Annotated in this window: 22 protein-coding genes; 7 read left to right on the forward strand and 15 right to left on the reverse strand. The window is 53.0% G+C overall.

All coding sequences use genetic code 11. The features are described 5' to 3' along the window. The first annotated feature begins 150 nt into the window (after nt 1–150). From dnaX to BR04_RS10790, 4 genes are all read left to right on the forward strand, one after another. Nucleotides 151–1,944: a DNA polymerase III subunit gamma/tau gene (dnaX, locus tag BR04_RS10775; RefSeq protein ID WP_496356016.1), complete on the forward strand. Its 1,794-nt coding sequence runs from the start codon at nt 151–153 to the stop codon at nt 1,942–1,944. Continuing rightward, nucleotides 1,941–2,264: a YbaB/EbfC family nucleoid-associated protein gene (locus BR04_RS10780; protein WP_496356017.1), complete on the forward strand. Its 324-nt coding sequence runs from the start codon at nt 1,941–1,943 to the stop codon at nt 2,262–2,264. Before dnaX ends, BR04_RS10780 begins: the two co-directional genes overlap by 4 nt. 83 nt (nt 2,265–2,347) lie before the next feature. Further along, nucleotides 2,348–2,947, forward strand: coding sequence for a recombination mediator RecR (gene recR / locus BR04_RS10785; RefSeq protein WP_496356018.1), 600 nt, complete (start codon nt 2,348–2,350; stop codon nt 2,945–2,947). Further along, complete coding sequence (locus tag BR04_RS10790; protein ID WP_496356019.1) at nt 2,940–3,410, forward strand: YkgJ family cysteine cluster protein; 471 nt, start codon at nt 2,940–2,942, stop codon at nt 3,408–3,410. Before recR ends, BR04_RS10790 begins: the two co-directional genes overlap by 8 nt. Here the strand turns inward: BR04_RS10790 and BR04_RS10795 are convergent. Further along, nucleotides 3,337–3,606: a hypothetical protein gene (locus BR04_RS10795; protein ID WP_496356020.1), complete on the reverse strand. Its 270-nt coding sequence runs from the start codon at nt 3,604–3,606 to the stop codon at nt 3,337–3,339. The two genes, BR04_RS10790 and BR04_RS10795, sit on opposite strands and share 74 nt — an antisense overlap. Nucleotides 3,607–3,686: 80 nt before the next feature. Here BR04_RS10795 and murI point away from each other — a divergent pair, with 80 nt between their 5' ends. Beyond that, complete coding sequence (gene murI / locus BR04_RS10800) at nt 3,687–4,472, forward strand: glutamate racemase (protein ID WP_496356021.1); 786 nt, start codon at nt 3,687–3,689, stop codon at nt 4,470–4,472. Here murI and BR04_RS10805 read toward each other — a convergent pair. The 7 genes from BR04_RS10805 to BR04_RS10835 all read right to left on the reverse strand — a co-directional run bounded on the left by BR04_RS10805 (nt 4,453) and on the right by BR04_RS10835 (nt 11,231). Next, on the reverse strand, nt 4,453–5,298 hold the full coding sequence (locus tag BR04_RS10805; protein ID WP_496356022.1) for a hypothetical protein: 846 nt from the start codon (nt 5,296–5,298) through the stop codon (nt 4,453–4,455). The genes murI and BR04_RS10805 overlap by 20 nt on opposite strands. Next, complete coding sequence (locus BR04_RS10810; protein ID WP_496356023.1) at nt 5,298–7,040, reverse strand: chloride channel protein; 1,743 nt, start codon at nt 7,038–7,040, stop codon at nt 5,298–5,300. Before BR04_RS10810 ends, BR04_RS10805 begins: the two co-directional genes overlap by 1 nt. An 11-nt stretch (nt 7,041–7,051) precedes the next feature. Continuing rightward, complete coding sequence (locus BR04_RS10815; protein ID WP_496356024.1) at nt 7,052–7,744, reverse strand: PTS sugar transporter subunit IIA; 693 nt, start codon at nt 7,742–7,744, stop codon at nt 7,052–7,054. Further along, nucleotides 7,744–8,550 carry an OmpA/MotB family protein gene (locus tag BR04_RS10820; protein ID WP_496356025.1) on the reverse strand — a complete coding sequence of 269 codons (807 nt, stop codon included), beginning with the start codon at nt 8,548–8,550 and terminating at the stop codon, nt 7,744–7,746. Before BR04_RS10820 ends, BR04_RS10815 begins: the two co-directional genes overlap by 1 nt. Before the next feature lie 51 nt (nt 8,551–8,601). Further along, nucleotides 8,602–9,369, reverse strand: a complete 768-nt coding sequence (locus BR04_RS10825) for a motility protein A (RefSeq protein ID WP_496356026.1) — start codon at nt 9,367–9,369, stop codon at nt 8,602–8,604. A gap of 148 nt (nt 9,370–9,517) precedes the next feature. Next, the gene (locus BR04_RS10830) at nt 9,518–10,465 is read right to left on the reverse strand and encodes an HD-GYP domain-containing protein (RefSeq protein ID WP_496356027.1); all 948 of its coding nucleotides are present in this window, start codon (nt 10,463–10,465) and stop codon (nt 9,518–9,520) included. 196 nt (nt 10,466–10,661) lie between these two features. Beyond that, nucleotides 10,662–11,231 (reverse strand): HD domain-containing protein, encoded by a 570-nt coding sequence (locus BR04_RS10835; RefSeq protein ID WP_496356028.1) that lies wholly within the window; start codon nt 11,229–11,231, stop codon nt 10,662–10,664. Nucleotides 11,232–11,422: 191 nt separating this feature from the next. On the opposite strand from BR04_RS10835, the gene BR04_RS10840 reads away from it, so the two are divergent. Then, complete coding sequence (locus tag BR04_RS10840; protein WP_496356029.1) at nt 11,423–12,460, forward strand: LysM peptidoglycan-binding domain-containing protein; 1,038 nt, start codon at nt 11,423–11,425, stop codon at nt 12,458–12,460. Nucleotides 12,461–12,522: 62 nt separating this feature from the next. Next, nucleotides 12,523–13,092, forward strand: coding sequence for a GspH/FimT family pseudopilin (locus BR04_RS10845; protein ID WP_496356030.1), 570 nt, complete (start codon nt 12,523–12,525; stop codon nt 13,090–13,092). A gap of 87 nt (nt 13,093–13,179) precedes the next feature. Here the strand turns inward: BR04_RS10845 and BR04_RS10850 are convergent, their stop codons facing one another. The 7 genes from BR04_RS10850 to BR04_RS10880 form a co-directional block, all read right to left on the reverse strand. Next, nucleotides 13,180–13,602 (reverse strand): type IV pilin protein, encoded by a 423-nt coding sequence (locus BR04_RS10850; protein WP_496356031.1) that lies wholly within the window; start codon nt 13,600–13,602, stop codon nt 13,180–13,182. A gap of 110 nt (nt 13,603–13,712) precedes the next feature. Next, nucleotides 13,713–17,279, reverse strand: coding sequence for a pilus assembly protein (locus BR04_RS10855; protein WP_496356032.1), 3,567 nt, complete (start codon nt 17,277–17,279; stop codon nt 13,713–13,715). Between the two features lie 69 nt (nt 17,280–17,348). Next, a complete protein-coding gene (locus BR04_RS10860) occupies nt 17,349–17,651 on the reverse strand; it encodes a hypothetical protein (RefSeq protein ID WP_496356033.1) in 303 nt (100 codons plus the stop codon). 36 nt (nt 17,652–17,687) lie between these two features. Beyond that, nucleotides 17,688–18,200, reverse strand: coding sequence for a pilus assembly PilX family protein (locus tag BR04_RS10865; RefSeq protein WP_496356034.1), 513 nt, complete (start codon nt 18,198–18,200; stop codon nt 17,688–17,690). Nucleotides 18,201–18,211: 11 nt separating this feature from the next. Continuing rightward, nucleotides 18,212–19,273 (reverse strand): PilW family protein, encoded by a 1,062-nt coding sequence (locus BR04_RS10870; protein ID WP_496356035.1) that lies wholly within the window; start codon nt 19,271–19,273, stop codon nt 18,212–18,214. Nucleotides 19,274–19,336: 63 nt separating this feature from the next. Then, complete coding sequence (gene pilV, locus BR04_RS10875; RefSeq protein WP_496356036.1) at nt 19,337–19,840, reverse strand: type IV pilus modification protein PilV; 504 nt, start codon at nt 19,838–19,840, stop codon at nt 19,337–19,339. Between the two features lie 428 nt (nt 19,841–20,268). Next, nucleotides 20,269–25,089, reverse strand: coding sequence for a PilC/PilY family type IV pilus protein (locus BR04_RS10880; RefSeq protein WP_496356037.1), 4,821 nt, complete (start codon nt 25,087–25,089; stop codon nt 20,269–20,271). Nucleotides 25,090–25,114: the final 25 nt, after the last annotated feature.

The following is a 25,114-nucleotide window of genomic DNA, read 5'->3' on the forward strand; positions in this document are numbered from 1 at the left end:
GCAGCTCCCGTTTTTCTTCCAATTTTCCGCCAAAAATCATCCCTTTAAAATCCTGTTTTTTTCTGGTAGTGGGCAAACAGACGTTCTGGCAGAATGATGAACCCTTCATCAATGCTGCGTACTCCCCCATACGACGGCAAGGAGACCCCCATGTCTTATCTGGTACTGGCTCGCAAATACCGTTCCCAGTCCTTTTCTGAAATCATTGCCCAGGATCATGTCACCCAGACCCTGCAAAACGCCATCCTTGCAGGACGTCTGGCCCACGCCATTCTTTTCTGTGGTCCCAGAGGGACAGGAAAAACCTCCATTGCCCGTATTCTTGCCAAAGCGATGAACTGTGCCCAGGGTTCTTCCCCCTTCCCCTGCAACACCTGCCGTTCCTGCATGGAAATCACCGCAGGCAACGGGGTCGATGTGATGGAAATTGATGGTGCCTCCAACAATTCCGTGGATCAGATCCGGGATCTTCGGGAAGGTCTGGGCTACATGCCCGCTCACAGCCCCTACAGAATCTACATCATTGATGAAGTCCACATGCTCTCCACCGCAGCTTTCAACGCCCTTCTCAAGACACTGGAAGAACCTCCCAGCCATGTACTCTTTTTCTTTGCCACCACGGAAGCCCACAAAATCCCCCTGACCATACTCTCCCGATGCCAGCGTCATGACCTCCGCAGAGTTTCGACGCCTGTCCTGACCGCCCATCTCGCCAGTCTCTGTCAGCGGGAATCCGTTCTCCTTGAAGAAGAGGCGCTGGATATGATCGCCCGGGAGGCGGATGGTTCCGTACGGGATGCCTTGAGCCTGCTGGATCGGGTAATCTCCAGCCTGGATGGTGGTCAGGGAAACCGTGAAGACGTGGCCCGTATTCTGGGGATCGCAGCACGCAGCCAGGCCTTTCAAACGGCAGATGCCCTCTTCCGGGGGGATACGGGCAGAATGCTTACCCTTATCCGGGATCTCCATGATGGGGGTGTGGATCTCAGAAAATTCCATGGAGACCTTTCAAACCACATCCGCAATCTGCTGGTCGCCAAAATGCAGCCAAAGGACTGCGGTGAATTTCTGGATCTTCCCGACACCATGGTTCAGGATCTCCTCAGCCAGTCCAGGCCCCTGACAGAGCACTACCTCTCCCGACTTCTGGATATTCTCATGGGCGAAGATGGCAGCATGCGCCATGCCAGTCATCCCAGGCTGGCCCTGGAAACCCTGCTGCTCCGCTGTATCCGTATTCAACCCGCTCTTTCCATTGACCGCCTTGTGGAAAGACTGGAGATCCTGCGTCAGGACATGCTGAATGGGGAAGAAAACACGTCGCTGTCAGCCCCTTCCCTCCTCTCCGCGCCCCTGAAAGCAGAGGGTTTCCCCACCATCCCCCAGACACCCCCCCCTCCTGCCCCTGAAAAAAAGCCCGCTGAGCCTGCTGCCCGTCCCCCTGCCTCCTCACCCGACCCGCGTCTTTCAGAATTGCCTCCCTCCGTACTGCCTGCCCCATCCCCTCCCGCGTCTGTTCCCGTCCCCCCTCCCCGAACCGCCACCCTACCCCATGGAAAAAAAGAAACCCTTTGGCCAAGCCTCATCAGTCGCCTGCGTGAGGTCAGCCCGTCCCTCGGAGACCTTTTGGCAACCAAAACAACCTTGAAAAAGCTCTCTGATCAGAGTATGGAACTTGAAGTTCAGGGGTCGGGATCTTTTATAGCCAGACTGACACATGAAAAAAACAGGCAGCTTGTGGAAACCCATGCTGCGGAACTTTTCGGTACCCCCCTTTCCCTTGTGATCCATGTCACGGAAGAAAACGATTCTGCGGCGCTCCGCAGCCAGTCTGAAAAAGAACTGTTACGAAACGACGCCACAACCCACCCCCTGGTACAGGATGCCCTGGATATCTTTAAAGGCAAGGTTGTGGACATCACTTTTCTGAAGGAGGCACGATGAAAGGCATGGGAGGCAACATGGGCCAGATGATGAAGCAGGCCCAGAAGCTCCAGCAGCAAATGGCAAAAATGCAGGCGGAAATGGCTGAAAAAACCGTGGAAGCCTCCGCAGGCGGCGGCATGGTACGTGTAACGGTCAATGGACAGCAGCAGGTACTTTCCATTCACATTGAAAAAGAGGTGGTGGATCCTGAAGATGTGGAAATGCTCCAGGATCTTCTCATGGCCGCCGTGAATGATGCCCTGCAAAAATCCCAGGAAATGATGTCCTCCGCCATGGGTCAACTTACCGGTGGTATGAAAATACCGGGGCTTTTCTGAAAAGTCCCATGGGAAATTCTTCCTGTTCCATGTCCGTTGCGACGCCATGCGCAACGGACATTTTTCTTCTCTGAGGGACAGCCATGCAGCACTATCCCCCTTCGGTGATTCAGGTGATCCGCAGCCTTGCGACACTTCCCGGCATTGGGCCGAAAACCGCCGAACGTCTGGCTCTGCACCTTCTCAAGGCTCCCGGTGAGGATGTGCGAAATTTAGCCCGGAGCATTCTGGCCCTCAAAGAGAATGTACGCCTCTGCAAGCGCTGTTTTGCCCTGAGCGAAGGCAATCTCTGTCCGGTATGCAGGGATCCACAGCGGGATACGGGCGTGCTCTGCGTGGTGGAACGCCCCGCAGATATGATGGCTGTTGAGGCCTCCGGTGGATTTCGGGGAGTATACCACATCCTTCAGGGAGTTTTGTCACCCATGGATGGTATCGGCCCTGAAGATATCCGTATCCGGGAGCTTTTACTGCGTATCCGCCCAGAAGAGGTACAGGAGGTGATCCTGGCCACCGGTACCGCAGTGGAAGGAGAAGCCACAGCAGCCTATATCGCAAGCCAGCTTTCCGGCTTTCCCGTCCGGGTCACCCGCATTGCTTCGGGAATCCCCATGGGCGGCGATCTCAAATACATTGATCAGGTCACGCTGAAACGGGCCTTGGAGTCACGACGCCATGTTTGAAGATACGGTCTTTGATTGTCAACAGTGTGGAGAGTGCTGCGTAGGTTTCGGTGGCACCTATGTCAGTCCAGAAGATATCCGTGCCATCGCCGCCTTCATCGGTGCCTCTGCAACCGAAACCCAAAGGGAATTCTGCCAGCAGTCCGATCAGGGTCTGGTCCTTGCCATGGGAAAGGAAGGACGCTGTGTTTTTCAAAAAAACAACATCTGTTCCATCCATCCCGTGAAACCCCGGATGTGCCGGGAATGGCCCTTTATCCCCGCCGTTCTCCGCCAGCCCGGCAACTGGCGGCTGATGGGAGAAGCCTGTCCGGGTATACGACCGGATGCTCCCCCCGAAGCCATACGTGCCCGTACCCTCGCCTCCCTCAGGCAGACTCGTCCAGGTTTTACAGCGGAGTCACCCACAGGGAAGGGGGATGCACCTGATACACCGTTTCCCCGTCCTGCTGAAAAGCCATAATGATGTTGCGGGCTTCCAGGATGGCCAGGGCTGCTTCCAGTGCCTCTTCTCCCTGATTCCAGACATTGCATAAACGGCTCCGGGACAAAAGCCCTTCCGCAGCAATACCGCAGCAGCAGAGGTAGGCGGAAAGAACTCCCACATCGAGACCCAGTGTGAAAATCTCCTGGCGCATCGGATTGCTGTTAAAATGCATCTTTTTTACACCCTTTCCTGCCCCGTCTTCCGGATCTGACATGGATATGGAAGACGGGGCCAAATGAAAGCCATGCACCCATGATCGGTATTTTCGATTCCGGTATTGGCGGCCTGACCACAGTACGGGCCATCATGCAGCAGCTTCCCGGCTATGATATCCTCTATTATGGCGATACCGCCCGTATGCCCTATGGCTCCAAAAGCCCGGAGACGGTACGGCAGTACGCCATGGAAAACACCCGCTTTCTCATCGAAAGAGGGGCAAAAATCATTATCATTGCGTGCAATTCCGCAGCCAGTACGGCCATGGACTCCGTGACCCAGGCCTTTGACCTGCCCGTTTTTGAAGTGGTCAATCCTGCTGTGGATGCTGCCATTACAGTCCGTACCGCACCACGCATCGGGGTTATTGGCACACGGGCCACCATTGCATCGGGTGTCTATGAAGCCAGAATCAAGGCCTTAAAACCTGAAGCGACGGTTCATTCCATCCCCTGCCCCCTGCTCGTTCCCCTGGTGGAAGAGGGCTGGCTGGACACGCCGGAAACCACACGCATTGTCAAAAAATACCTGCATCCCCTCAAAACAAGACAAATCCGAACCCTGATTCTGGGCTGCACCCATTACCCCATCCTCAAAGATCTGATCCAGAAAAAAATCGGAAAGGGTGTACGCATCATTGATTCGGGGAGCTGTGTTGCCGGTACGGTGGCCCGCTATCTCCAGCAGCACCCTGAGGTGGATGCCCTGCTTGGAAAAAACGGGGAACACCGTTTTTACGTTTCCGATATTACGGAACAGTTCCAACGCAGTGCCCATACCATGCTGCAAGGCCCCATAAAACTCAGCCACGTAAGGATGTAAAATCCTCCAGAAATGTGGCCGCTCCCTCGGATCCCACAAAAAGCATGGGAAAAGACAGCCAGCACCGGATTTTTTTCTTGAAAGAAGGTAAAAGGGCTTCCCGTATCCAGCTTTTTCCCGATGCTCCCAGCACCAGAAGAGCATCGGGAGGGATACCCATCCAGGGATTCTCCCCTGTCTCCTGTCGCCACAGGCAGTGACGGATAGCCGACATTCCGGAACCTGCGGTCTTCTCCAGCGAAGCGGCCAGCTCTTCCGGATTTCCAAGGCCGAAGACATCCAGGGGAAGGCCCATGGTTTCCGCAAGCCCCAGAGCAATCTTTAAAGCCCGGGATGCCCCTTCGGATCCACCATAACAAAGCAGAAGACTTTTCCAGGGTCTGGCCACAGGTGCGGGCATGAGCACAAAAAACGGTGCCACAGCCGGAAGCCTGCGCATCCCCAGATCCGAATATACCCATGAATCCGTGTGCAGAGGAACGGGACAGGCCATGTAGTCAAAGTCCACGGGGATATCCGGAAGGGCAGGGGTCGTTCTGTGCCGTACCTCTAAAAAACGTGCATCAAGACCTGCATCAGCCAGAATTTCCGCAGCCCGTGACTGCGCCCTCTCACGCTCCCTTTTTCCCCAGTGGCCACCCTCCAGATCCACCTGCACCACACGGTTTTCAAAATACATGAGAAACCGGGACGATTCGGGAATATATACCACAGGTGCAGCGCCCATGATCCGGCAGAAAAAGGCGGTCTGCTGCAAGGCCTCGCGACCTCTGGGCGTATCCTGGTACACATGAAAAAAACGAGGACTGGCAACAATCTCTCCCATCAAAGCTCTCCCGTCTGTACCCGCAGTTCTCTGCGGTAGTGATCCAGAAGGGTTGCCCTGGAGATCATACCCACAAACCGGTGGTTGGCCACAACGGGCATACTGAACACCCCTCTGGCATCCATAAGATCCAGCACATCCTGCAATTCATCATCCGGATGGGCCACTGCGACATCCTTGTGCATGAGCTGTTCCATCAGAACCGTATCATAAAGAAGATCATCCAGAAGATAGGGCCGCACATCATCCAGATGCACCATGCCGACAAAACGGCCCGTAGCCTCATCTTCCACGGGAAAATAATTTCTGCGGGACTGTTGCTGCAAACGGACAAAATCCCGCAGCAGGAGATTTCTGCGTATGGACATGCAGTCCCGCTCCATGATTTCAGAGATTCTGAGATCCAGAAGTACCCGGCGATCCGTTCCGGGGCGGAGCAGCTCTCCCCTGGCCATGAGATCCCGCAGATAAATGGATGCGGGTTCCCCCAGACGGCAGAGCAGGGTAGAAAGGGCAGATACCACCATCAGGGGCAGCATGACATCATAGCCCCCCGTAATCTCAAATATCAGAAAAATAGCCGTCAGAGGGGCCTGAAGGACACCGGCAAGAAGCCCCGCCATCCCCAGAAGGGCAAAGCCCCCCTCACTGGCCCAGACTACTCCGGGAAAGGCCAGCACCAGAATCCGATGATAGAAAAGACCGGTTAACGCGCCCATCACAAGGCTGGGAGCAAAAATTCCTCCTACGCCTCCCCAGCCAAGGGTAAAACTGGTTGCCGCCATCTTCGCCAGCAGAGCCAGAAAAACAAGGAGAATTCCGGAACTGTACTGTCCTGCAATCATCTCCCGGACAGCCTGATAGCCCTCTCCCAGTGCTACGGGGAAAAAAAAACCGATTCCTCCCACAAACAGCCCGCCCAGAGCAGCTTTCATCCACAGGGAAATTCCCATGCGGCCCGCGACTCTGACGGAAAACCCATGCATCCCCCGAAGACTGCGCATAATGACGATGGCCACAAGTGCGGTGAGCAGCGCCAGCCCCGCTGCTGCCAGAATATCCTGGAGATGCACAGTGAACGCAGCGCTTTCAAAGGGAATCCGGTTGCCGTTCATCCTCCGGCTGACTTCCGTACCCGTCACCGCCGCGATGGTAATAGGAACCAGGTGGGTGCTGCGCCACTGGCCCAGAAGCACTTCCATGGTAAAAACCATACCCGCCAGAGGGGCATTGAAAATAGACCCTATGGCACTGGCTGCACCGCAGCCCACCAGCACTACCCGCTGCCTCTCATCCAGCCCCAGAAAACGACCGATATTGGATCCAATGGCAGACCCCGCCATCACCACAGGAGCCTCAGGCCCTGCAGATCCACCGCTGCCAATGGTCATACTGCTGGCCAGAATACGGGAAAAACTTGACCGCAGACGAATCAGCCCGCCATGGCGGCTCACCGCATAAATCACCTCAGGAACCCCGTGCCCCCCTCCTTCCCGTACAATCTTTTCCATGAAAAAAACCGCTGCACCGGCTCCAAGGGCGGGGAAAAAAAATCCCAGGGGACTTTGTCTGTGGGCTGCCGCAAAGGAGGCAAAACTGCCGATGAGGTGGTGCAGGGCCACAGCAGCAAGACCACCGGCCACCCCCACACCAATGGCGATCAGGATGAGAAAAAAGGCAGGATCCATGTGGGTTCGCAGCCAGAGCCACCCCCGGAATCCCCATTTTCCGGTCAATTTCATCCCTTCCCCCCTCATGCGCTCCCCCTGGCCTGAAAGGCCTTCTCCATCTCCTCCACAGCCGCAAAAAGAATTTCATCCTCGGGTCTGCTGGAGAGAAGGGCATGAAAATCCCTGTCCCGCAGACAGAAGGAAAGACGGGAAAGCAGGGAGAGATGGGCCTTCACATCCGGAGCAAGCAGCATGAACAGGACAAAAACAGGCTGTCCGTCAATGGCACCATAGGGGATGGGTTTTTCGGGAAAAGCCGTGACAATACAACTTTTTTCCGGAAAATTTTCAAGGGGCGTTCTCGGATGGGGCAGGGCAATCCCCCTTCCCACCCCCGTAGATCCCAAGGCCTCCCTTTCGAGAAGCCTTTCCAAAAGCAGGGGTTCCAGATCAGGGTTCAGACCGGGAAGGGCACGCACCATCTGCCCCAGAAGATCGGCGGGCGTCCCTGCCCTGAGTTCACGAAGAAGGACGCCACGCCGTAAAACAGCCTGCAAGGCCTCGTTCTGGCCATGCGGCACACCATGTGCCGTATCTCCGGCAATCCGGAAGGGGATATGATGCTGCCGCGCCCAGCGGCTCAAAGCCTCTTCCCGAAATTCACAGAACTGTGCCGTACGTACAATGGGAATACGTCCCTGACGAATCCAGCGCTCCAGGGTATGCACCGGTAAATCCAGACTTGCTGCCGTTTCCTGAAGAGTCAGACGTTTCATCATTTCCCCAATGCATCGCCAATGCTGGCCCGCTCATAAATAATTTCCACCCGCCGGTTTTTGGCCCGACCGGGATTGTTGTCATTGGTATCCACGGGGCGATACTCCGCATAGCCCTGAGCCGTCAGCATCATGGGGTTCAGGCCACGTCCGATGAGAAAACGCACCACCTGGGAAGCCCTTGCCGTGGAAAGCTCCCAGTTTGACGGAAAAAAGGCGGTGGTAATGGGCACATTGTCCGTGTGCCCCACAATCCGGATAGGATAGCGAAACTGCTTGAGAACATCTGCAAGCTTAGCCATAATTTCAACCCCCTCTGGCACCATGACCGCTTCACCGGAACGGAAAAGCACCATGTCTGAAATGGTAATCACAGCCCCCACATCGCTCTCCCTGACCTCCACCATCCCCCCCAGACGGTTGAAAAGCACCAGCTCCCGCACATCGGACACAATCTCTTCCACCTCTTTTTGTACCATGGAACCCAATTCATCCACGGCGTCCCTCTGTTTTTCACGGGGATCCGGACGGCTGGGCTCCATGATCAGGCCCTCGCGGGTACCGGCTTCGGGCAGCTGCTGTACCCCCAGAGCCGTACGCAAAGACTGTACAATTTCTTTAAACACCTCATCCTGAATGGTACTCATGGCAAAAAGCAGAACAAAAAAACACATGAGCAGGGTAACCAGATCTGCAAAGGTGGCCATCCAGGCCGGTGCACCTCCCCCTCCCCCCTCATCTTCCTCTTCTTCGGGTGGAGCCAGCTGAGGGGCAGCTTCATTTTCATTCGCATTCTCATCTGCCATGGCATTTCCTCACTTTTCCCCTTCGGCCTATGGAGACTCCAGCGCCTGCCTTCATTTCTTGCCCTCATCCTTTTTCTTGGCATTGGCGAGGTAGATATTCAGCTTATCCTCCATCAGACGGGGATGCTCACCCTCCCGGATGGAAATCACACCTTCATAGACAAGGGTCATATTCATAATTTCCTCAGCACTCCGTATTTTCAGCTTGTCCGCCATGGGCAGGAAAAACAGGTTGGCCATTACCGCACCATAGAAAGTTGTGATCATGGCCACAGCCATTTTCGGACCAATGGTGGAAGGGTCATCCAGGTTGGCCAGCATCTGTACAAGACCAATCAGGGTACCGATCATGCCAAAAGCCGGGGCATACGCCCCCATAACCGTAAACATGGTGGCACCGCTTTTGTTTTCCTTGGAAACCATCCCCATTTTTTTCTGCATGATGGCGGCAATATCCGCCGTTTTCACACCATCCACGGTCATCTGAAGGGCAGAGGAGAAATAGGGATCCTCAATCACCTTGATATCCCCTTCTATGGAAAGGAGACCGCCCTTTCTCGCCTTGTTGGAAATTTCCACAAGCTTTACCACCAGCTCTTCGGGCTTTTCCAGCTTGAACAGAAAAATACGTTTCATGGCCTTGCCCACCTTGGCAAAATCCTTCATGGGAAAAGCCACCAGAGTCGCACCTACGGTACCGCCCGCTACAATGGCAAGGGAAGCGAAATCAATGAAAAGACCGATGCCGCTTCCCAAAAGAATACCCATGAGAATAAAACCAAGACCTGCAAGAAGGCCCACAATGGAGGCAATATCCATGCATCTATCCTTACTGTTTCAGTTGCAGGGGAAAGTCCTGAAATTCGCTTTGACGGTACATAAAATGGACAGGCTCGCTGTCCTCCCTATTCTCTACAGAATTTTTGCAAAAAATAAAAACTCCTTTTCCTGACAGGCAGCCCCTGCTTCAGTCTTTTAAAGGAAGTCCTTCTTTCCGTATGGTCACCATGTCCTCAAGGGGCCCGGCTCCACTGTATGCGACAAGCTGCTTCAGGTGATGGGCCGTAATACAGGTTCCTTCAGGAAGCAGCATGGCTCCGGCACGGGCATGCACAGGCGCCGCCAGGATCATGCCGGGAGTCAGATCCCAGATGCGGATACGGCAGGATAAATCCCCGCCATCCTGGGCATGATGCTGCAAAACGGCCAGAACATCAGGATCCCAGAGGGCTTCCCCCCGCATCCGCCGCAGCACCTCCGCAGATGTGCCACAGTCATGCAGGGACTCCTGATAGGCCAGTACCACGGATAAAATCCGGCTTTCCACAGGAATCCGCCGTCCCTTCAGACCGTCCGGCCCGCCACTGCCGTCACAGCGCTCCCCCAGATGGCGCAACACGGCAGCAAGCCCGGCCATACCGTCAAGCGCTTCCAGCATACGGGCAGCCGCCAGGGGAACCTGCACAGGAATATCCTCCTGTGTGGCTGAAAAACACAAGCCCCTTTTCTGATGCTGGGACTTCGGCACATGAAACAGTCCGAGGGGATACAGACGGCTCGCCTGGGACAATCGCCAGAGTTGCACCTTTTCCAGTCCAAGATCCCTGCCAATGGCCAGTGAAAGCTCCTGAGCCATAGCCGTCCTGTGCCCTTCCAGATGAAGATTCACGAGAAAGGCCAGAAGATCCAGATTGTTTTCCCTGGCACGTCGGCGTCTTTCCTGGAGCCATCCGATCTTCTTCCGCAAGAAGTGCCTTTCCTCCAGAAGCAGCCTGTTCTGTTCCAGGGCATTTTGCAGGAGCCGCTCCAGTTCCCGGGAGTGACGGATCAGGGCCATGCTGCGCCCATCCACCTCCCCAGAGGGGGCATTCAGCGGTTCCCCGTCCTTTTCCGTTTCCTGTTCTTCTCCGTGCATACGGCCATTCTTTCCCAAAGCCCGGCACCACAATCACCGACAAAAAACGCTAAATCCGACAAAAAAATGCCCGTTTTCCCGAAAAAAACGGGGGCTTCCCCCACCTTTACCATGGGCATATAAGTTGCTTTAATTCATTATACGGTATCCGCCCCCTGAAACCCTGTCCGGAAAAAACGATGTCATGAGCGCCAACCTAACTTTCATCTCCAGAAGCGTCAACGTACTTTTCCAGCCACCAGGCATCCCAATCCGTGGACATCAGGCTGTGCGCCAAACTGCGGCCCGTATCCGTTACAATCCGTTTTTCAACCACATCCATCCACTTGTGAGGCCCCTGACGTCCCGTATCCGCAAGGGCCTTCAGATCCACAAGAAAGGCGAGCTGATCCGCATCCCTTGCCAGCCTTGCTTCCGGGGTTTTTCCTTCGGAAAATTCCTTCAGAAGATCAGCCATTTCCTTCCCAAAGGGAAGCCCATGAACAAGATCCCGTACCGCCTTTTCCTCATCGGCCCGGACGTAGTTCTTCTGGACATAATTCAAATCTCCCATACGGGCTTCGGGCAGATCGTGAAGCAGGCACATGAGCATCAGCCTTTCACAATCCACCCCTGGCGTCATGCGTCCCATCACATAGGCAATAAGACTGATCATAAAAGAATGCTCGGCCACACTCTCATCTCCAGAACCCAGAAACTGGTAGCCGGAACGGGGAAGACGTTTCAGCATGAGTGCTTCAAAAAAAAGCTGAACAATACGCTGCATGGGAATTTCTCTCTCTTTCCATTTGAATACATGTTCCCCGATCCCGGCGGAACCCAAACCGCACCGGGCACTCCCTGGAAAATCAGGATACCCACATCGGGATATCCACCTTGACAAAGACACCGGAATCCCGATAAAAAACAATGGTACACACGTCATCCTACCCTTCATCACTTACAGGAAAATCCGCCATGATTCCAAGATCTGTACTGTACACGACCCTCATATTTTTTCTTCTCTGCCCCTCTTTTCTCTCTGCCAGTACCCTGCCAGCGGATATTCTGAAGGATGGGGACGGATATTACTACATTGTAAAAAAAGGAGATACCCTCTGGGATATTTCCGCCCGCTTTTTCAACACGGCCTGGTACTGGCCGGGACTCTGGGCAGAAAACGGCGTGAGCATCACAAGCCACAATCCTCACTGGATCTATCCCGGTCAGAAACTCCGCCTTGCCCTCCGGCCAGAAACACCAGAGCTGCCCATCATCCCGCAGGCTCTCCCTGAAAAGAAAGCCCCCCCCGCCCAGACGCCCCCCCCAAGGCCTAGCTTCACCTATTCTGCCATCCACAAGGTCGGCTTCATCACCCCCCAGCCTGAAGCACCGTCAGCCCACCTGATTTCGGCAACGGAAGCCAAGGATATGATCAGTTCGGGCGACAGGGTATACCTTCAGCCCGCAACGGGATACACCCTTCCCATTGCCGGACGTTACATTGTATACGGCAAACCCGAAAAAATTCAGGATCCGGATCTTCCCCGCAAAACCGCTGGCTACCTGCACCATATTTCCGGCATTATTGAAATCACAGAGTACAAAGACACGCTGACCGTTGGCCAGGTCACCCACGCCTTCCGTCCCATCCAGGCCCATGACGGACTTTTCCCCCTTCCACAACGCAGCGCTCAGATTCCCATGGATGACCACACCCCAGGGCTTGAAGGAAAAATCATTGCTGGCGATCTGGGTCAGGTCATGTTCGCCCAGGGCGATCTCCTGTATATCAATCTTGGAAAAAAAGAGGGGGTACTTCCCGGTCAGGAATACCATTTGATCGAAGAAAAAGAGATCAATCCTACGGGAAACAAAAAGGATATCCGGAAAGACCGTATTCCCTTTGGTGCCATTTTTATCCTGGATACCCGGGAAGAAGCCTCTGCGGCCGTTGTAATTCAGTCCAGAAAAGATGCACGGCTGGGGACGCTGGTACTTAGCCCTCTTCGGTAATTTTTAGTCTGCCCCAGCCCAAACCGTATCCAGCGGATATCTCAAGAAAGAAAGGGGGCCTCATGAACAATACAAAGGGATTCACCCTCATTGAAGTAATTGTGATCATGGCTCTCATTGCCATTATCGTATCCATTGCCACACCCACATTCCGGGAAGTCCGGGGCAACAACCAGAAAAAAACGGCCGTCTTCACCCTGGGAACAGCCTTGAGCTATGCCAGAAATGAAGCCATCACACGGGGGACTCCCATAACCCTCTGCCGATCTGCAAATCCCAATGCAACAGACAGTTCCGTAGCCCCCGTTGCACCGACATGCAGTACTACCGCAGGAAAGGGCTGGGAAACCGGATACATCGTTTTTGTGGATACCAGCAGAAACGGGATAAGAGATGCAGGAGAGGCTTTGGTGAGAAGCTTTTCAGGGCCAAAAGGCAATCTGTTAATTCTTGGAGGCCCCAACAATATCCGTTATCTTCCTACAGGTATGACAACAGGAACTCCTGCAGGAACCTTTACCATTGGCTCTCCCAACAATGACGACACGGCTGTTGATACAAACCAGATCCATTATGCCATTGCACTCACTGCCAACGGAAGCTTCACCATACAGGGCCCGAAAAAAAACTGACCTCAAAAAAAGCATACTTGAAAAGAATAGAACCCTTTTCAAGTATGCTTTTCCACACCCATCCATCTCGCGACCAAGTACAATTTCTCACCAACAGGGAACAGAGGTATCGTTATTCGCTGCATCCCGTGCCGTTCTCTGCCCCAGACTGTTGACAATCATACGGGAACAAAGAGTATCCGCTGTCTGCCCCAGCCTGGGCGTTGCCGTCAAGGTAAAACCTGTCGCCGTACCCGCATACACAATCGTGTAAAGTCCTTCAGCCGAGAAAAAGGTATTGTCTCCTGCATTCACACCAAAGGCATTGGCATAGGTACTGTTCCGCACAAAAAATCTCTCCGCCTGCTGGGCTCTTTCCATAAGACTGGCCCGTGCATCAGAACGACCGGACTGCATCCGGTACCGTTGGTACGGAGGCCAGGCAATGGCCGCAAGAATCCCCAGAATAGCGATCACAATCAACAACTCTATCAATGTAAACCCTTTTGCATCCATAGCCTTGATTTTCATGCCTGCCTTCTCCTGCACTCAGAAAGACGATCAAAAACCCTTTTCAACACCGGATAGAAAAAAAGATTCCGCACCAGACCTCTGTGCCAAAAGGATAAGACCTAAAAAAATCAGCGGGCAATAACCTCCCGCCAGGAACGTCGCCCAAGCCTGTCATCCTCACTGCCTGCCCCTGGAAGTACCATGATATCCCCAAGAGAGCCACCGCTGTAGCGATATTCCAAAGTTCCCGCACTAATCACCGCAGGGGTTTTGATAATTCCGACCTTTGACTTCATACCGCTGGCTGCAACCATGACCTTCTTGTCTACCCCATCCTCCTGAACTATAATTTCTACAAGGTCATCCTTATCCACATCCTTATCTTTGTTGACATCAAAAACAGCCTTTGTGGGACGTCCCCCCGTAAGGGCCACAAGCTCCATCAGCCAGCTGCTCCCACCGGGATCACAAGGATCTGTGGAAGGAATCAGGGTTGTAAAAATTACCCGCCCATGGCGCAAAAGCGCACTGCTGACGACCCGCTCTCCTTGCGTCCCCACACCTGTAACAGGAGATCGCAGATCCAGATACCAGCCGCGTTTCGAAGTCCAGTTAACGGCGTTGCCCGATACCACGCGAAGATTTTCAGATGTGCTAAAGGACTGTTCATGGGTAATGGTCTGCTGCTGCAAATCAGACCGATCCGTTTTCGTAATCTGGGTATTATTACCGGATTTGTCCCAGATTCCGTAAAAAGACTGAACGGGTGACGTAGAACTTCCCTGATTATCCCCTGCTTCAAAGTATTTTCCCGTACCAAAATACACCATATAGTCTCCATCCGGATGGGCACCGATTTCTGGAGGAGCCGTAATGGGCTGGGCATTGCTTCCGGCCATGGCCCGGAACAAGGGCTCAGCCGTATTACCGCTTTTGTGAGCCACATCCCAGTTTCTGGGCTGGCTCCCCGTCAGATCAAATTTCCAGAGATTCCCCAGAAGATCCCCCCCGTAGGCATGAGTAAGGGTACGGTTTTCATCGGAAAGAAGGGTTACGGTGGAAAGACCATTCGGACTGGTGCTGCTGCCTGCCGGAGTGGGAACCTGCTGGAGAAGACTGCCATCGGAAAGTTTGACAACGAAGAGAGAGGCTTGTTTGCTGGTTCCCTCATACCCGTTCCCCAGAACAACGGCCCAGGTTCCATCCTGCATCCTTCCAATTACGGGAGGCCCCAGCACATACCCCAGATCCGCATGGGTGAATTCCCAGAGCACCTTGCTTTCACCAAAGGTATCGGGATCTGTGATATCCAGAGCAAAAATGCCCTTCCCCCCAGCCCCAAGGGTTCCCACCAGAATGGTTTTCCAGGCACCGTCAAGATAGACATCCCCCACAACAGGCGGGCCATCCACAAAATAACGATGGGTATAGGCCGGATCTGTCAAGGATTTAAGACCCGCAAAAACAAGATTGGGAACATAGGCAAACTTCTCTTCTCCTGTTTTTGCATCAAAAGCATGCAGCATGCCGTCATTCGCGCCGACATACACCATCTTCCTCCGGTTCTTGTTACCTTCCCGGAAAGACGCATAACTGTCCTGTCCGGCCGTACCACTTGGAAGCTTCTCATAGCCAAAATTAGGTGTACCCACCACAAGGGGATCTGAATTGACGATATCTCCCAGCACAAGGTTTCGTTTACGTAAAGACCCGGAAGGTGCTTCCTTGCTGTCATCCCCACGGAGCCAGTCAAGACGCTCCTGTCCCTTGGAATCCTCGGTATCCGTACCTTTCAGGGCAGTTTTTTGAGCTGCCGTCAGATTGTCCCAGAAAAAAGAAATCCCCACACTTGCTGACGCATCCCAGGTATAAATCCGGCGACTTCCATGGGGGCTTATTTTACCGTCCGTGTCCCAACTCAAAGCCCCGACACCGCCATCATTATTGATTTTGTAAGCCCGAATCTGGCCACTCCAATCCTCACTGTCAAAGCGGGCCTGGTAGATAAGGGTATCATCCAGCACACGGGTGGAGTTGGTCGCAATGGCAGCAGCGGTTCCGACGCCACGGCTTGTGATGTCTTTCAGTACATCGGAAAGTCCTTTGGCAAAGGCTTCCGGATCCGAGGCACTGAAAAAGCCCCCCCGGCTGTTAACCGCCGCATGAAGAAGGTCATCCAGCTTGGCAGGTTCACTGGCTGTGGGATCAGGCCAGGCAATGGCGGTCTTGTTTTTCAAGGCCGTCCAGGCATCCTCAGGCTGGATACTGCCCGTCACCCCGAACCCTACCCCAAAAGTAACCATATTCTGCCAGAAAGCCGGATTGATGGGCGTTGTAGGAACACGGTTGGATAAATCCGTACGCAGATCCCGTTTCCAGTAATACATGGCCACATCCGCCAGGGTGTTGCTGTGGGCATCCCGGAAAGGATGTTCAACGGCATACTCCCATGTGCCGCCGCCGGGTTTAGCGATAGGGGGGGACATATTTCCAGATGTGGTGCCGTCCGTATTTTCCCTTGCTCCAGAAGTCCCTGCATCATAGCTACTGCCCTCTGACCAGTATCCATCCGTCATCAAAATGCTATAACTGCTACGGCAGGTGAGGTGGGCAGAACTGTCATCTGTACCCGGAGCTTTCCCCCAAGGCCCCCTGTTGTTCGTCCAGGAAAAATATCGGCCTGCATCATCAAGGGCCTTCCGAAGGGGAGTTCCCTCATTCGGGATAACAGACCCATAGAGATCGCTGTAAAAATTCTGTTTATTCGTACCACTGAAAGGACGTACTCCCCGAATGATTGTTCCTATCTGTAAATTTCCTGTATCCGAACGCCCCTCAATATAGGAAGATGATTTGTTAATGGCACCAAAGCCCACGCGCAAGCGCGTACTCTGATCCACAAAGGCGCGACCAATCCCGGCACGGGCGGCCAGAATTCTCGATCGGTAAAAGGTGTACCAGTTGGCAAAGTTCTGAATCTCTTCCGCATAGGTGCACCGACGGTTCGCCCTGTCCGCACAGTCTGAACGGTTTTCACGACCATGGCCCACATACTCCGTTGTTGAGGATCGAATTTCAACCTTATGATAGTGGCTAAAATTCCAGGCATCCCACGTAACGTCTGCTCCCAGTTCACTTTCGGATTTAGGCCAGAAATATACCGCAGGCCAGAAAGTACTGGAATCGCGATCCGAAGAAGAGCAGGATGACGGACTCGTACACGAAACCCAACGAGCACTTTGTGATGTTGATGCAGTCAGATCTCTGGATCCTGCCCCCGTATTTTCCGGATTGTGCCAAGCGGCAGTACTTGTTGCTTTGGTATAAGAACTGCCGTCATACTTCACCCAGGGCTTATAGGTAATCGCGGGGTTGTAATACATTTTATTGTTAACAGAAGAACGATAGAAAGAATTATACATATTGTCCGTAAAGGTGGGGACGTAATTATCATAATCTCCTCCCCCATACACCCCGGAAGTCCGCGGATAGGCATAACGGGCATTATAACGATAGCTGACACTGCTTGGCTCATCCGGCATCACCTCGAAATGCATGGAACCGGAATCGTCAATAATGAAAAGAATATTGGGATCCACGCTGGCGTTCAGAAAAAGAGGCACCTGGGCTAGGTTGGAAGAAAACGCAAGCCCTGTTCCAGCAAACACCCCAAGCAGTACCAATGGCAATACCATGGAGAATCTCCGGCATTTATTCCGCTGTGCCTCTACCATGATGACCTCCCCTTTATGATCTTTCCAAAGTCATTGCTGTGTAATGAACACTGTCATTTTCTCAATACGCATTTCTCCCCGTGCATCGGGATAAAGCTCAAGCATGACCTTATAACCAGGCCGCAGATCCCACAGGCTCAAAAAACTGTTCGTATCCCCAGAATTCTGTATGTACACAGCGTCCGCAAGGGCATACTCATTCCCGTCAACAACAACCCGTCTGACATGGGGATCAATCTTTTCAAGAAAGCCTGTCTGCACAACACTCTCCGCCCACACCGGGAACGCCAAAACAATTCCCCATAACATAACAAGACTGATTTTTTTCAGCATACAGTCCCCCATCCTCGCAGTGAAAAAAGACAAAATCTATCGGACATAGGTTCCCTCAATCATCACAGCAGCCAGGTTATTGGCACTCTGCGCCCGTGTCGTGATACGGTACATTCCCGCATTCACCTCAGGAAGTGCACCAAAGGCAAGGGAATCACTGGCACCGATGGTAATGGGCAGCATGTATTCAACAATACAAGCAGCATCCCCCGAATCCCGGTGATCCTCATCATCGACCCACCAGTTCGCCGGAGCTTCCGTACTGGTAACGCCAGGGGTATAAAGACCCGAAAAGCCATTCTCCCGGGTACCCTGCCCGTCAAAAGAAGGCAGTACCACCCAGTTGTCCAGCTGCCGTTCCATCAGACGCAATCCCGCTTCTGCCCTCTCAAAGGCCTGATCCCGCTGCTCAATATTGCCCGCCATACGCTCCTGCATGGTGGTGGACTGCATGGCCACAATACCAATCAGCGTCAGCACCACCAGCAATACCAGGCTGGTAATCAGAATGATGCCCTCTTCATTGTTCAGCAACCTGCGCATATGCATATTTCCTCCTTTCACCGGACACGGTTACGCAAAGCAATGGTTCCGGAAAACACCATACGCATCCGCCGATCCCCAGGGGCCGTAAAATCGGTATTCCCGTCCCCGGATACATCATACTGTGCATTGTCCACAGGTGCCGAAGGATCCCGGCTGATGGCACTTCGAAGCAGTACACCGATACGGACACTCATCACCCGGGTCCAGTCCACAACCTGGTTGGCATTCCTGTAAACGTCGGCAGCCCCGTTTCCCGAGGTATCCTCCCCATAGCGCACCTGCATATTTTCAACACCAGCGATGATTTCCATGGCCGCTGCCACGGTACCGATTTTACGGAAGAGCGCAGGCTCTCCGCCAGGATTGTTTGCAATATAAAAAATCGCCGTCTGAGGAAAAAAAATCTGGGCTCCGGCCCCAAAGGCTTTGCCCAAATCTTTTGTCGCATTTCCAGGACTCCCAGTCCCCGTATTGTGAACCGTGTTGCCATTGCTGTCCGTATAGCTTGTGGTCTGAAAAATTGCGGCAGCCTCACAATCCGAGATCATGAGAATATCCCCTCCGCCCGTATCCAAAATCCCGAGTGCCGCCAGACCTGCGGTCAGTTTCATATCCGCAGAGGTAGGGGGCATACCTGTTATGATGGATATCGGAATATCCGAACGTATCCCCCGAACCACCACAAGATCACTCCCGGCCAGAGGGGCAGGATTCAGGGCCATGGCATTGGTACCCGTTGCCAGAGGATTAACGGCTCCGCTGCTGTCTGCCCAGCCTCCTGCGGAAAGGGCCTCCGCCCCATAAATGGCACCCTGAAAATCATAAACAAAATCCGTTGCCCCATTCAGGGCATTGGTTACCTTGCTTACATCCTGCAAACAGCCCAGATACCCTGCTCCCCGCACCTCTGAACGCAGAAAATGCAGGGCAAAACGACCATTTTCCTGCAAACGGGCAAGGTCTTCATTCATGGCATAGCTGCGGGTGGTACCTACAAAAATCTGATAAACCCCCGTCCCCAACAAGAGGGAAATGGCCAAGGCAACAAGCACTTCCACAAGTGTCAGCCCTGCCATGGATTTCTTCTTTATGGTTTTCAAATCCTTTTTCATCCTTCCGCCCTCTCAAAACAGGGTTTTTCAAGGCTGAGCATTCGTGATGACTGTGACATTGTTATTCCCTTCACTCCACTGGATCGTTACGGTCACACGATTGCCCGCCACAGCAATGGAACCATTTCCAAGGGTAAGGTTCTGGGCCAGTCCGAACTTCCACTCCAGAAGATCCGTATGCGCCATCCCCCCATATCCTGAGGCTGTAAGCCCGGTTCCCAGTGTGGCACGATTGGGATTTTCCAGATCCCAGGCATTGGGAACATCCAGGGCAATGGCATAATTTGCCACATTGGCACGGTTGGCACGTATTCTGTCTAAAATATCCTCGGCATGCTGCACAGCTACAGAACGAAGGAGAGCACTGTGATTGTCCTTCAAGGCACGATTCTGAAGTACTGCAAGTCCCAGCATACCAACAGAAAGAATGAACAATGCCAAAAGCACCTCAATCAGGGTAAATCCTCTGGATGCCCCCTCCTGCTTCCGCTTGCCCCATCCTGTTTTCTGGCATACCGTTTTCAAATCCATTCCAATACCTTCCTCTTCACTCCGGTTCAAGCAGAAACCCTGATGGTTCCGGAACCTGGCACACTTGTCATATCAATATTAAAATTACTCCTGCCATACCCCATGCCACCCAGAATCCATTCCTCAGTTCCTATCCTACAATAGAAAAAACACCGTTTACAACATACAAAAAAGAAGGCACACAGACACCTTCTCAAAATACAGCAGCAAAGATTGCACCACACTGTTTTTTCCTGAAAAACTCCGTGTCAGAGACCTGCTCCAGGGCACCTTACTTTATACTCTCCTCAAAACAGCATCCTCAAAAACTCCCATAAAACAAAAAAAACTGACACTAATTGCCTAAAAAAGACAAAAAGAGTCAGGTTTTAACAAAAACTTTACCTGTAAACAGCAAGACAACATCACTCAACCCCAGGGCCGCAAAATCATCTCATACGCCAGTAAATAAGTCCTTCCCCTTCCCTGACAACGGTCATGTTCACCGTGGCATTGACCTGGGATGTGGAAGCCAGAAGAGCGTCCATATCCTTGCCATGCAAAATCTTTGGTGTGTACATCATGCCTTCCACACGGGTTCGCGATACGGCGGTGGCACCCTCTGCGGAAACCAGACCATCGTTGTGCTCCCATTTCCCGTCTTCATTCTTCCTTGCCGTCTCCAGCCTGCCGTTGCCATCCACATCAAAAACCGCATGGGAAGAACGCTTTCCCGTACAGCTTTCCACACCATTGAACCAGGAATAGCCCCCTGACGTACAGGTGGAAACACTGCCTTCGGGAACAAAGGAAATACCAAAGACATAGGGGCCATGGATCAGGGGATCCTGAACGATGCGCTCGCCCATATCCGGCAGATCAAAAAACCAGCCTACGGTGCTGTTCACGTCAAGAACGGGAGGGTCAACCAGCTTTTCCCCGTTTTTTTTGAAAAGAAAATTCTGGGGATAACTTGTGTGGGAAGCGACATCAACGGAAACACTGGATCCCGCCTCCCCGGCAATTTCTCCTTCCCGTGGTAGCATTGAGGTCACACGCACCCGCTGCTCCACAAGACGGTAAAAACTTCCTGTCAGACCATAATGTTTTGCCCCGCTGGCCTGGGTTTCCGTCCTGTCCCGATCCAGTCCGCCCAACCATCCCGTCTTTCCGGAAAGTCCATGATCCCAGACCCCGTAGAGAGTCTGGCGGTCATAATTTTCAATATCGGCTTTGTCCAGATATTTTCCCGTCCCCCAGACCACCGTATAGCCCATGCCAAGACAGTGGCGGGCAATCCCCGGCTTTGTGGTGACCGGCTGGGGATCTTCCCCCGCCTTTCCAATGCCCGTGAAAAGCGGTTTGGGAACATTTTCATCCTGAAAATACACTCCCCAGTCCATAATATTGGAAGAAGAGATATCAAATTTCCACATATTGCCCTTCAGGTCTCCGGCATACACCCAGTCTCCCGTACCGTCCCGGTTGACATCCACCACCGCAGGACTGGAAAGCCCGTTGCCTTCCCCAACACCTGTTCTAAGCCTTTGGATCTCTTCCCCTGTAATGGCATTGACAATGATGAGTACAGCCTCTCCGGAAGCACTGTTGTAACCGTTGCCGAAAATGGCCACCCAGGGGTTCCCCGGCCCGTTGGACTGCACCACAGCCGCCGAGCTGAAGGAATAGCCCATCTCCTTTCCCTTTTCCGTGTCCGCGTTCCGTTCATTCACCGGGGGAAATTCCCATACGGAAAGTCCTGTCATCAGATCCGCTTCACTGGTATTCGCTTTTTCCACACTCCATCCCGTTTTCGTATCCCGAAGCGTCATACCGTAATATCCCCTGGCCCCCTTGCGCATCCCGCCCACAAGTACGTCCCGTAAACCGTTATCCTGCACCAGGGTACGGATGGTGATGGGGCCATCCACAAAATAACGGTGATTGTCCGTATAGTCCGGACGCATCAGCTCCCAGAGATGGGGCTGCACAAAGGAAGGCAGAAAGGCAAAAACCTCCTCTCCGTTTGCCGCATTGAAGGCATGAAGCATGCCGTCATTGGCTCCCGCATAGACAAGCCCCCTGTGATAAACCGGTGCGGAATGAACAAAATCACCGGTCTTATACTGGTAAGTCGGCGCATCGTCATGTCGGGCCTTTCTTACCCTGTATTCGGTTTGATCCTCTCCCCTGACATAGGCAACAAGATCACCCACCGCAGGTTTTGGAGAAAGACGATCCAGCCCCGAATCCGCCACCAGAAGGGTTTTTACCGCTTCGGGAAGGGTATCTGTCCGGAAAATGAAGGAATGACTCCCGTCAAAGGAAAAAAGACGCCGGGTTCCGGGATGTCTCTCACTGAGCTTCTGGGCTGCACTCCATTTTTCATTCCCCACAGTGAGACTCGACGACACCACATTCAGGGGCTTGGCCTTCAGATCCCCCAGCCAGTCCTTAGGATAGTATTCCGTCTGAAACACCGTCATATCTTCCCGGACACGCTGGCTGTCCACGGCAAGGGATGCCCCTGTGGCCTCAGCACGCATGAGAATATCTTCCAGGATACTGCGCATAGCCCCCACCATCTCATCCGGTGAGGCGGCATTGAGGTAGCGTCCCCGGCCATTCACGGTTGCATGAAACAGATCATCCATTTTATCAAGTGCATCCCAGCTGAGGGTATCCTTATCCTCTACGGGCCATGAGGGCTCTTTGGCACCAGATTCCCAGTACCTGTAGTCATTGGGATCTTCAATATTTCCCTTATTACCAAAGGCCAGAGCATAGGTCACCATATGCTGCTGGGTATTCTGGTCAAAGACGTTGGTGGGTACCAGATTGGGAAGGTCAGGGGCCAGATCCAGATCATAGTAATGTTTGGCCACATCGGCGAGGGTATTGGCAACGCCGTCACCGTCGGCATCACCCACAGTCACGGAATCCCCGTGGGTCCAGAGACCGTCCGTGGTCATGATGACAAAGGCCTGCTGGCAGGCCCCGCCCCTGTCCTCCGGATAATAGGGAGAATCGCTCAGAGCCGGGGAATCACTCTGGAAGGACGCAGTATCCTCGGTATCGTAATATTTACCGATGGATTCCAGCCCCGTACGCAGAGGTTTGTCCATGTTCATTTTTACTTCTATGCTGTAAAGACGATCCAGAAGGGCTTCAGAATTGTCCTCCTCACTATCGCCCCCCTGACGCACCAGCCTGATGGCATCCGCATTGGTAAGCCTGTGCAGCCAGAACTCTCCTCTTGTCAGCTCCACAAGCACTTCCTTGCCCCCATGAACCTTATCGACGGTCACGGTGGTAAGCTTGTTCCAGCGATCCGGGTAGCCGTATTGTTCACTGCCGTTCTGATTTACATCTTCGGTCTCATATTCCCAGGAAACAGAGGCGTCTTCATCCTGAAGCCCTACCCTGTACCGGGCCTTCCTGTCCCGCCAGGCCCCTCTGCCATAACGGCTCCAGCGCACGTAGACATCATAGGTTCCCGCCTCGGGCACATCCGCAAACCACCGGGCCTTGGCGTCCCTTTTGAGAATCCCCGCAAAATTCCGAGAACGGCCATTGTAGGCCACAGGTGCAAAGGAGTCCGTCCATTGAATCAGAGGATTATCCGTTTCCCTGTAATATTCCTCACCATCCTTGTCATCCACAATGACCACAGAAGCCTTTCCCTTGTTGTTCACCAGAAGGGGTTCCATGGTAACGGATTTATGGAGGGTGTGGTAGCCGATCCGCACATTGTTAAGGTTATAGACCGCATTGGCAATGGCGGACTTGGTGGCCAGCAGTTTGGTGCGATAATACTGGAACCAGTTGGTAAAATTCTGAAGATCCGTTACCGGAGAAACATAATAGGGATTTTTCACGGCCGGATCGTCCGGGGAGGCCGTATCCGAAGTGGATTCCACAACATAGTCAGGGTCATAGATCCGCCGCAGATCCGAAGGAAGATCCGAGGCTTTCACGGCCTTTAAAAAACCGGAACGCCACCTCTTGTCACCAGCAGAAGCCCCCTCGGGAATCTTATAGATCTTACGCACAACCAACCCGGAATTGCTGTCTTCCTGAACATCATCATCCACACCTGCATCACCATCAGGATTGTCATTCCCGTCCCCATCATTATCTTCCCCGTCATAATCTCCACCGCCAGCATCGGGAAAACCATCGCGCCAGATGAAGTTGACCAGATAGACGTTCTCCCCCGGATCCACACTCCCATTTTCATTCTTATCTCCAAAGGTGACGTAATGGGCGTTGGAAATCCGGGGCCTGTCATTGACGGTGACCGTATCCACAACCATTTTATCTATATCTTCATTTGTGAGTCTCACATAGATATCAGGCCCATGGTCGTTCAGTTCCGTCACATCCACATCAACGGCTTCGGTAGATTTTAAAATGATTCCCTGATTAAAAACCGTTGTTTTCAAAATATTCCCTTTAAAGTCTAAAATTTCCAGCCTGACTTTATTGGATCTGAAAGGCTCCAGTACCCACTTAATCCGGATTGTTTTTTTGCCTTTGCCTGAAAGATGGAAAGGAAAAATCACACGGGCATTTTTATTTTTAGAAAGATGATAACTGCCATTTAAGGCCACTATGTCATTGATGCCTGTATTCAATGGATCCGGAAATTTTACAAAATTTTTCCGCTCCCAACCTTCGCCTGAAAAATCGGCCATGTCATCATCAAGCCTGTTGCTCTGAACCGTGTAATAGATTTTCTTCATGGAAATCTTGTGAGAATCTTTTTTGGCAGGATTCAGCAGAGGGGCCGTCAGGCTGGCATTTCCCAGATCCGGATGATTTTTTGTGCGGGGCCAGGGAAGATAGTAGGCGTGGGGATTGTAATACAGGCGGTTATAGCCATTGCACCGGGTTTCCCAGTACCGTTTGGCGAGATCCGTCCGTTTTCTGTAGTACTTTCGCTTAAGGTTGTCACCGAGATCCACGATGGAATCCACTTCAGAACCCAGATCCAGGGCATCATACCCGAAAAGATAGGCGAATCCGACCTTTAACGGATCAGAGTCCCGGTAAAAAAGTCCCTGGGGTGTTCCCTCCAGAAGGATCTCAAAATTCATGGACTGGGAATTGTCAATGAGAAACATGATGTTGGCAGGCGGTGGCTTCATCACGCTGAGCATGGGCTGATCGCTGATATCCACAGAATGGGCGGCTGAAAAAATACCGGATACCAGCAACAGAAAACCTGCGACAAGGCTTTTGAACCATGGCCGTCTTCTTGCAGACATAAACGTTCTCCCGAAAGGTTGACAA

The sequence above is a fragment of the Desulfobotulus sapovorans DSM 2055 genome, from assembly GCF_059569355.1.

What these genes read in the sequence shown, in the direction of transcription:
- dnaX (WP_496356016.1), top strand. Translation starts at nt 151, where the DNA reads ATGTCTTATCTGGTACTGGCTCGCAAATACCGTTCCCAGTCCTTTTCT.
- BR04_RS10780 (WP_496356017.1), top strand. Translation starts at nt 1,941, where the DNA reads ATGAAAGGCATGGGAGGCAACATGGGCCAGATGATGAAGCAGGCCCAG.
- recR (WP_496356018.1), top strand. Translation starts at nt 2,348, where the DNA reads ATGCAGCACTATCCCCCTTCGGTGATTCAGGTGATCCGCAGCCTTGCG.
- BR04_RS10790 (WP_496356019.1), top strand. Translation starts at nt 2,940, where the DNA reads ATGTTTGAAGATACGGTCTTTGATTGTCAACAGTGTGGAGAGTGCTGC.
- BR04_RS10795 (WP_496356020.1), bottom strand. Translation starts at nt 3,606, where the DNA reads ATGCATTTTAACAGCAATCCGATGCGCCAGGAGATTTTCACACTGGGT.
- murI (WP_496356021.1), top strand. Translation starts at nt 3,687, where the DNA reads ATGATCGGTATTTTCGATTCCGGTATTGGCGGCCTGACCACAGTACGG.
- BR04_RS10805 (WP_496356022.1), bottom strand. Translation starts at nt 5,298, where the DNA reads ATGGGAGAGATTGTTGCCAGTCCTCGTTTTTTTCATGTGTACCAGGAT.
- BR04_RS10810 (WP_496356023.1), bottom strand. Translation starts at nt 7,040, where the DNA reads ATGAAATTGACCGGAAAATGGGGATTCCGGGGGTGGCTCTGGCTGCGA.
- BR04_RS10815 (WP_496356024.1), bottom strand. Translation starts at nt 7,744, where the DNA reads ATGAAACGTCTGACTCTTCAGGAAACGGCAGCAAGTCTGGATTTACCG.
- BR04_RS10820 (WP_496356025.1), bottom strand. Translation starts at nt 8,550, where the DNA reads ATGGCAGATGAGAATGCGAATGAAAATGAAGCTGCCCCTCAGCTGGCT.
- BR04_RS10825 (WP_496356026.1), bottom strand. Translation starts at nt 9,369, where the DNA reads ATGGATATTGCCTCCATTGTGGGCCTTCTTGCAGGTCTTGGTTTTATT.
- BR04_RS10830 (WP_496356027.1), bottom strand. Translation starts at nt 10,465, where the DNA reads ATGCACGGAGAAGAACAGGAAACGGAAAAGGACGGGGAACCGCTGAAT.
- BR04_RS10835 (WP_496356028.1), bottom strand. Translation starts at nt 11,231, where the DNA reads ATGCAGCGTATTGTTCAGCTTTTTTTTGAAGCACTCATGCTGAAACGT.
- BR04_RS10840 (WP_496356029.1), top strand. Translation starts at nt 11,423, where the DNA reads ATGATTCCAAGATCTGTACTGTACACGACCCTCATATTTTTTCTTCTC.
- BR04_RS10845 (WP_496356030.1), top strand. Translation starts at nt 12,523, where the DNA reads ATGAACAATACAAAGGGATTCACCCTCATTGAAGTAATTGTGATCATG.
- BR04_RS10850 (WP_496356031.1), bottom strand. Translation starts at nt 13,602, where the DNA reads ATGAAAATCAAGGCTATGGATGCAAAAGGGTTTACATTGATAGAGTTG.
- BR04_RS10855 (WP_496356032.1), bottom strand. Translation starts at nt 17,279, where the DNA reads ATGGTATTGCCATTGGTACTGCTTGGGGTGTTTGCTGGAACAGGGCTT.
- BR04_RS10860 (WP_496356033.1), bottom strand. Translation starts at nt 17,651, where the DNA reads ATGCTGAAAAAAATCAGTCTTGTTATGTTATGGGGAATTGTTTTGGCG.
- BR04_RS10865 (WP_496356034.1), bottom strand. Translation starts at nt 18,200, where the DNA reads ATGCATATGCGCAGGTTGCTGAACAATGAAGAGGGCATCATTCTGATT.
- BR04_RS10870 (WP_496356035.1), bottom strand. Translation starts at nt 19,273, where the DNA reads ATGGCAGGGCTGACACTTGTGGAAGTGCTTGTTGCCTTGGCCATTTCC.
- pilV (WP_496356036.1), bottom strand. Translation starts at nt 19,840, where the DNA reads ATGGATTTGAAAACGGTATGCCAGAAAACAGGATGGGGCAAGCGGAAG.
- BR04_RS10880 (WP_496356037.1), bottom strand. Translation starts at nt 25,089, where the DNA reads ATGTCTGCAAGAAGACGGCCATGGTTCAAAAGCCTTGTCGCAGGTTTT.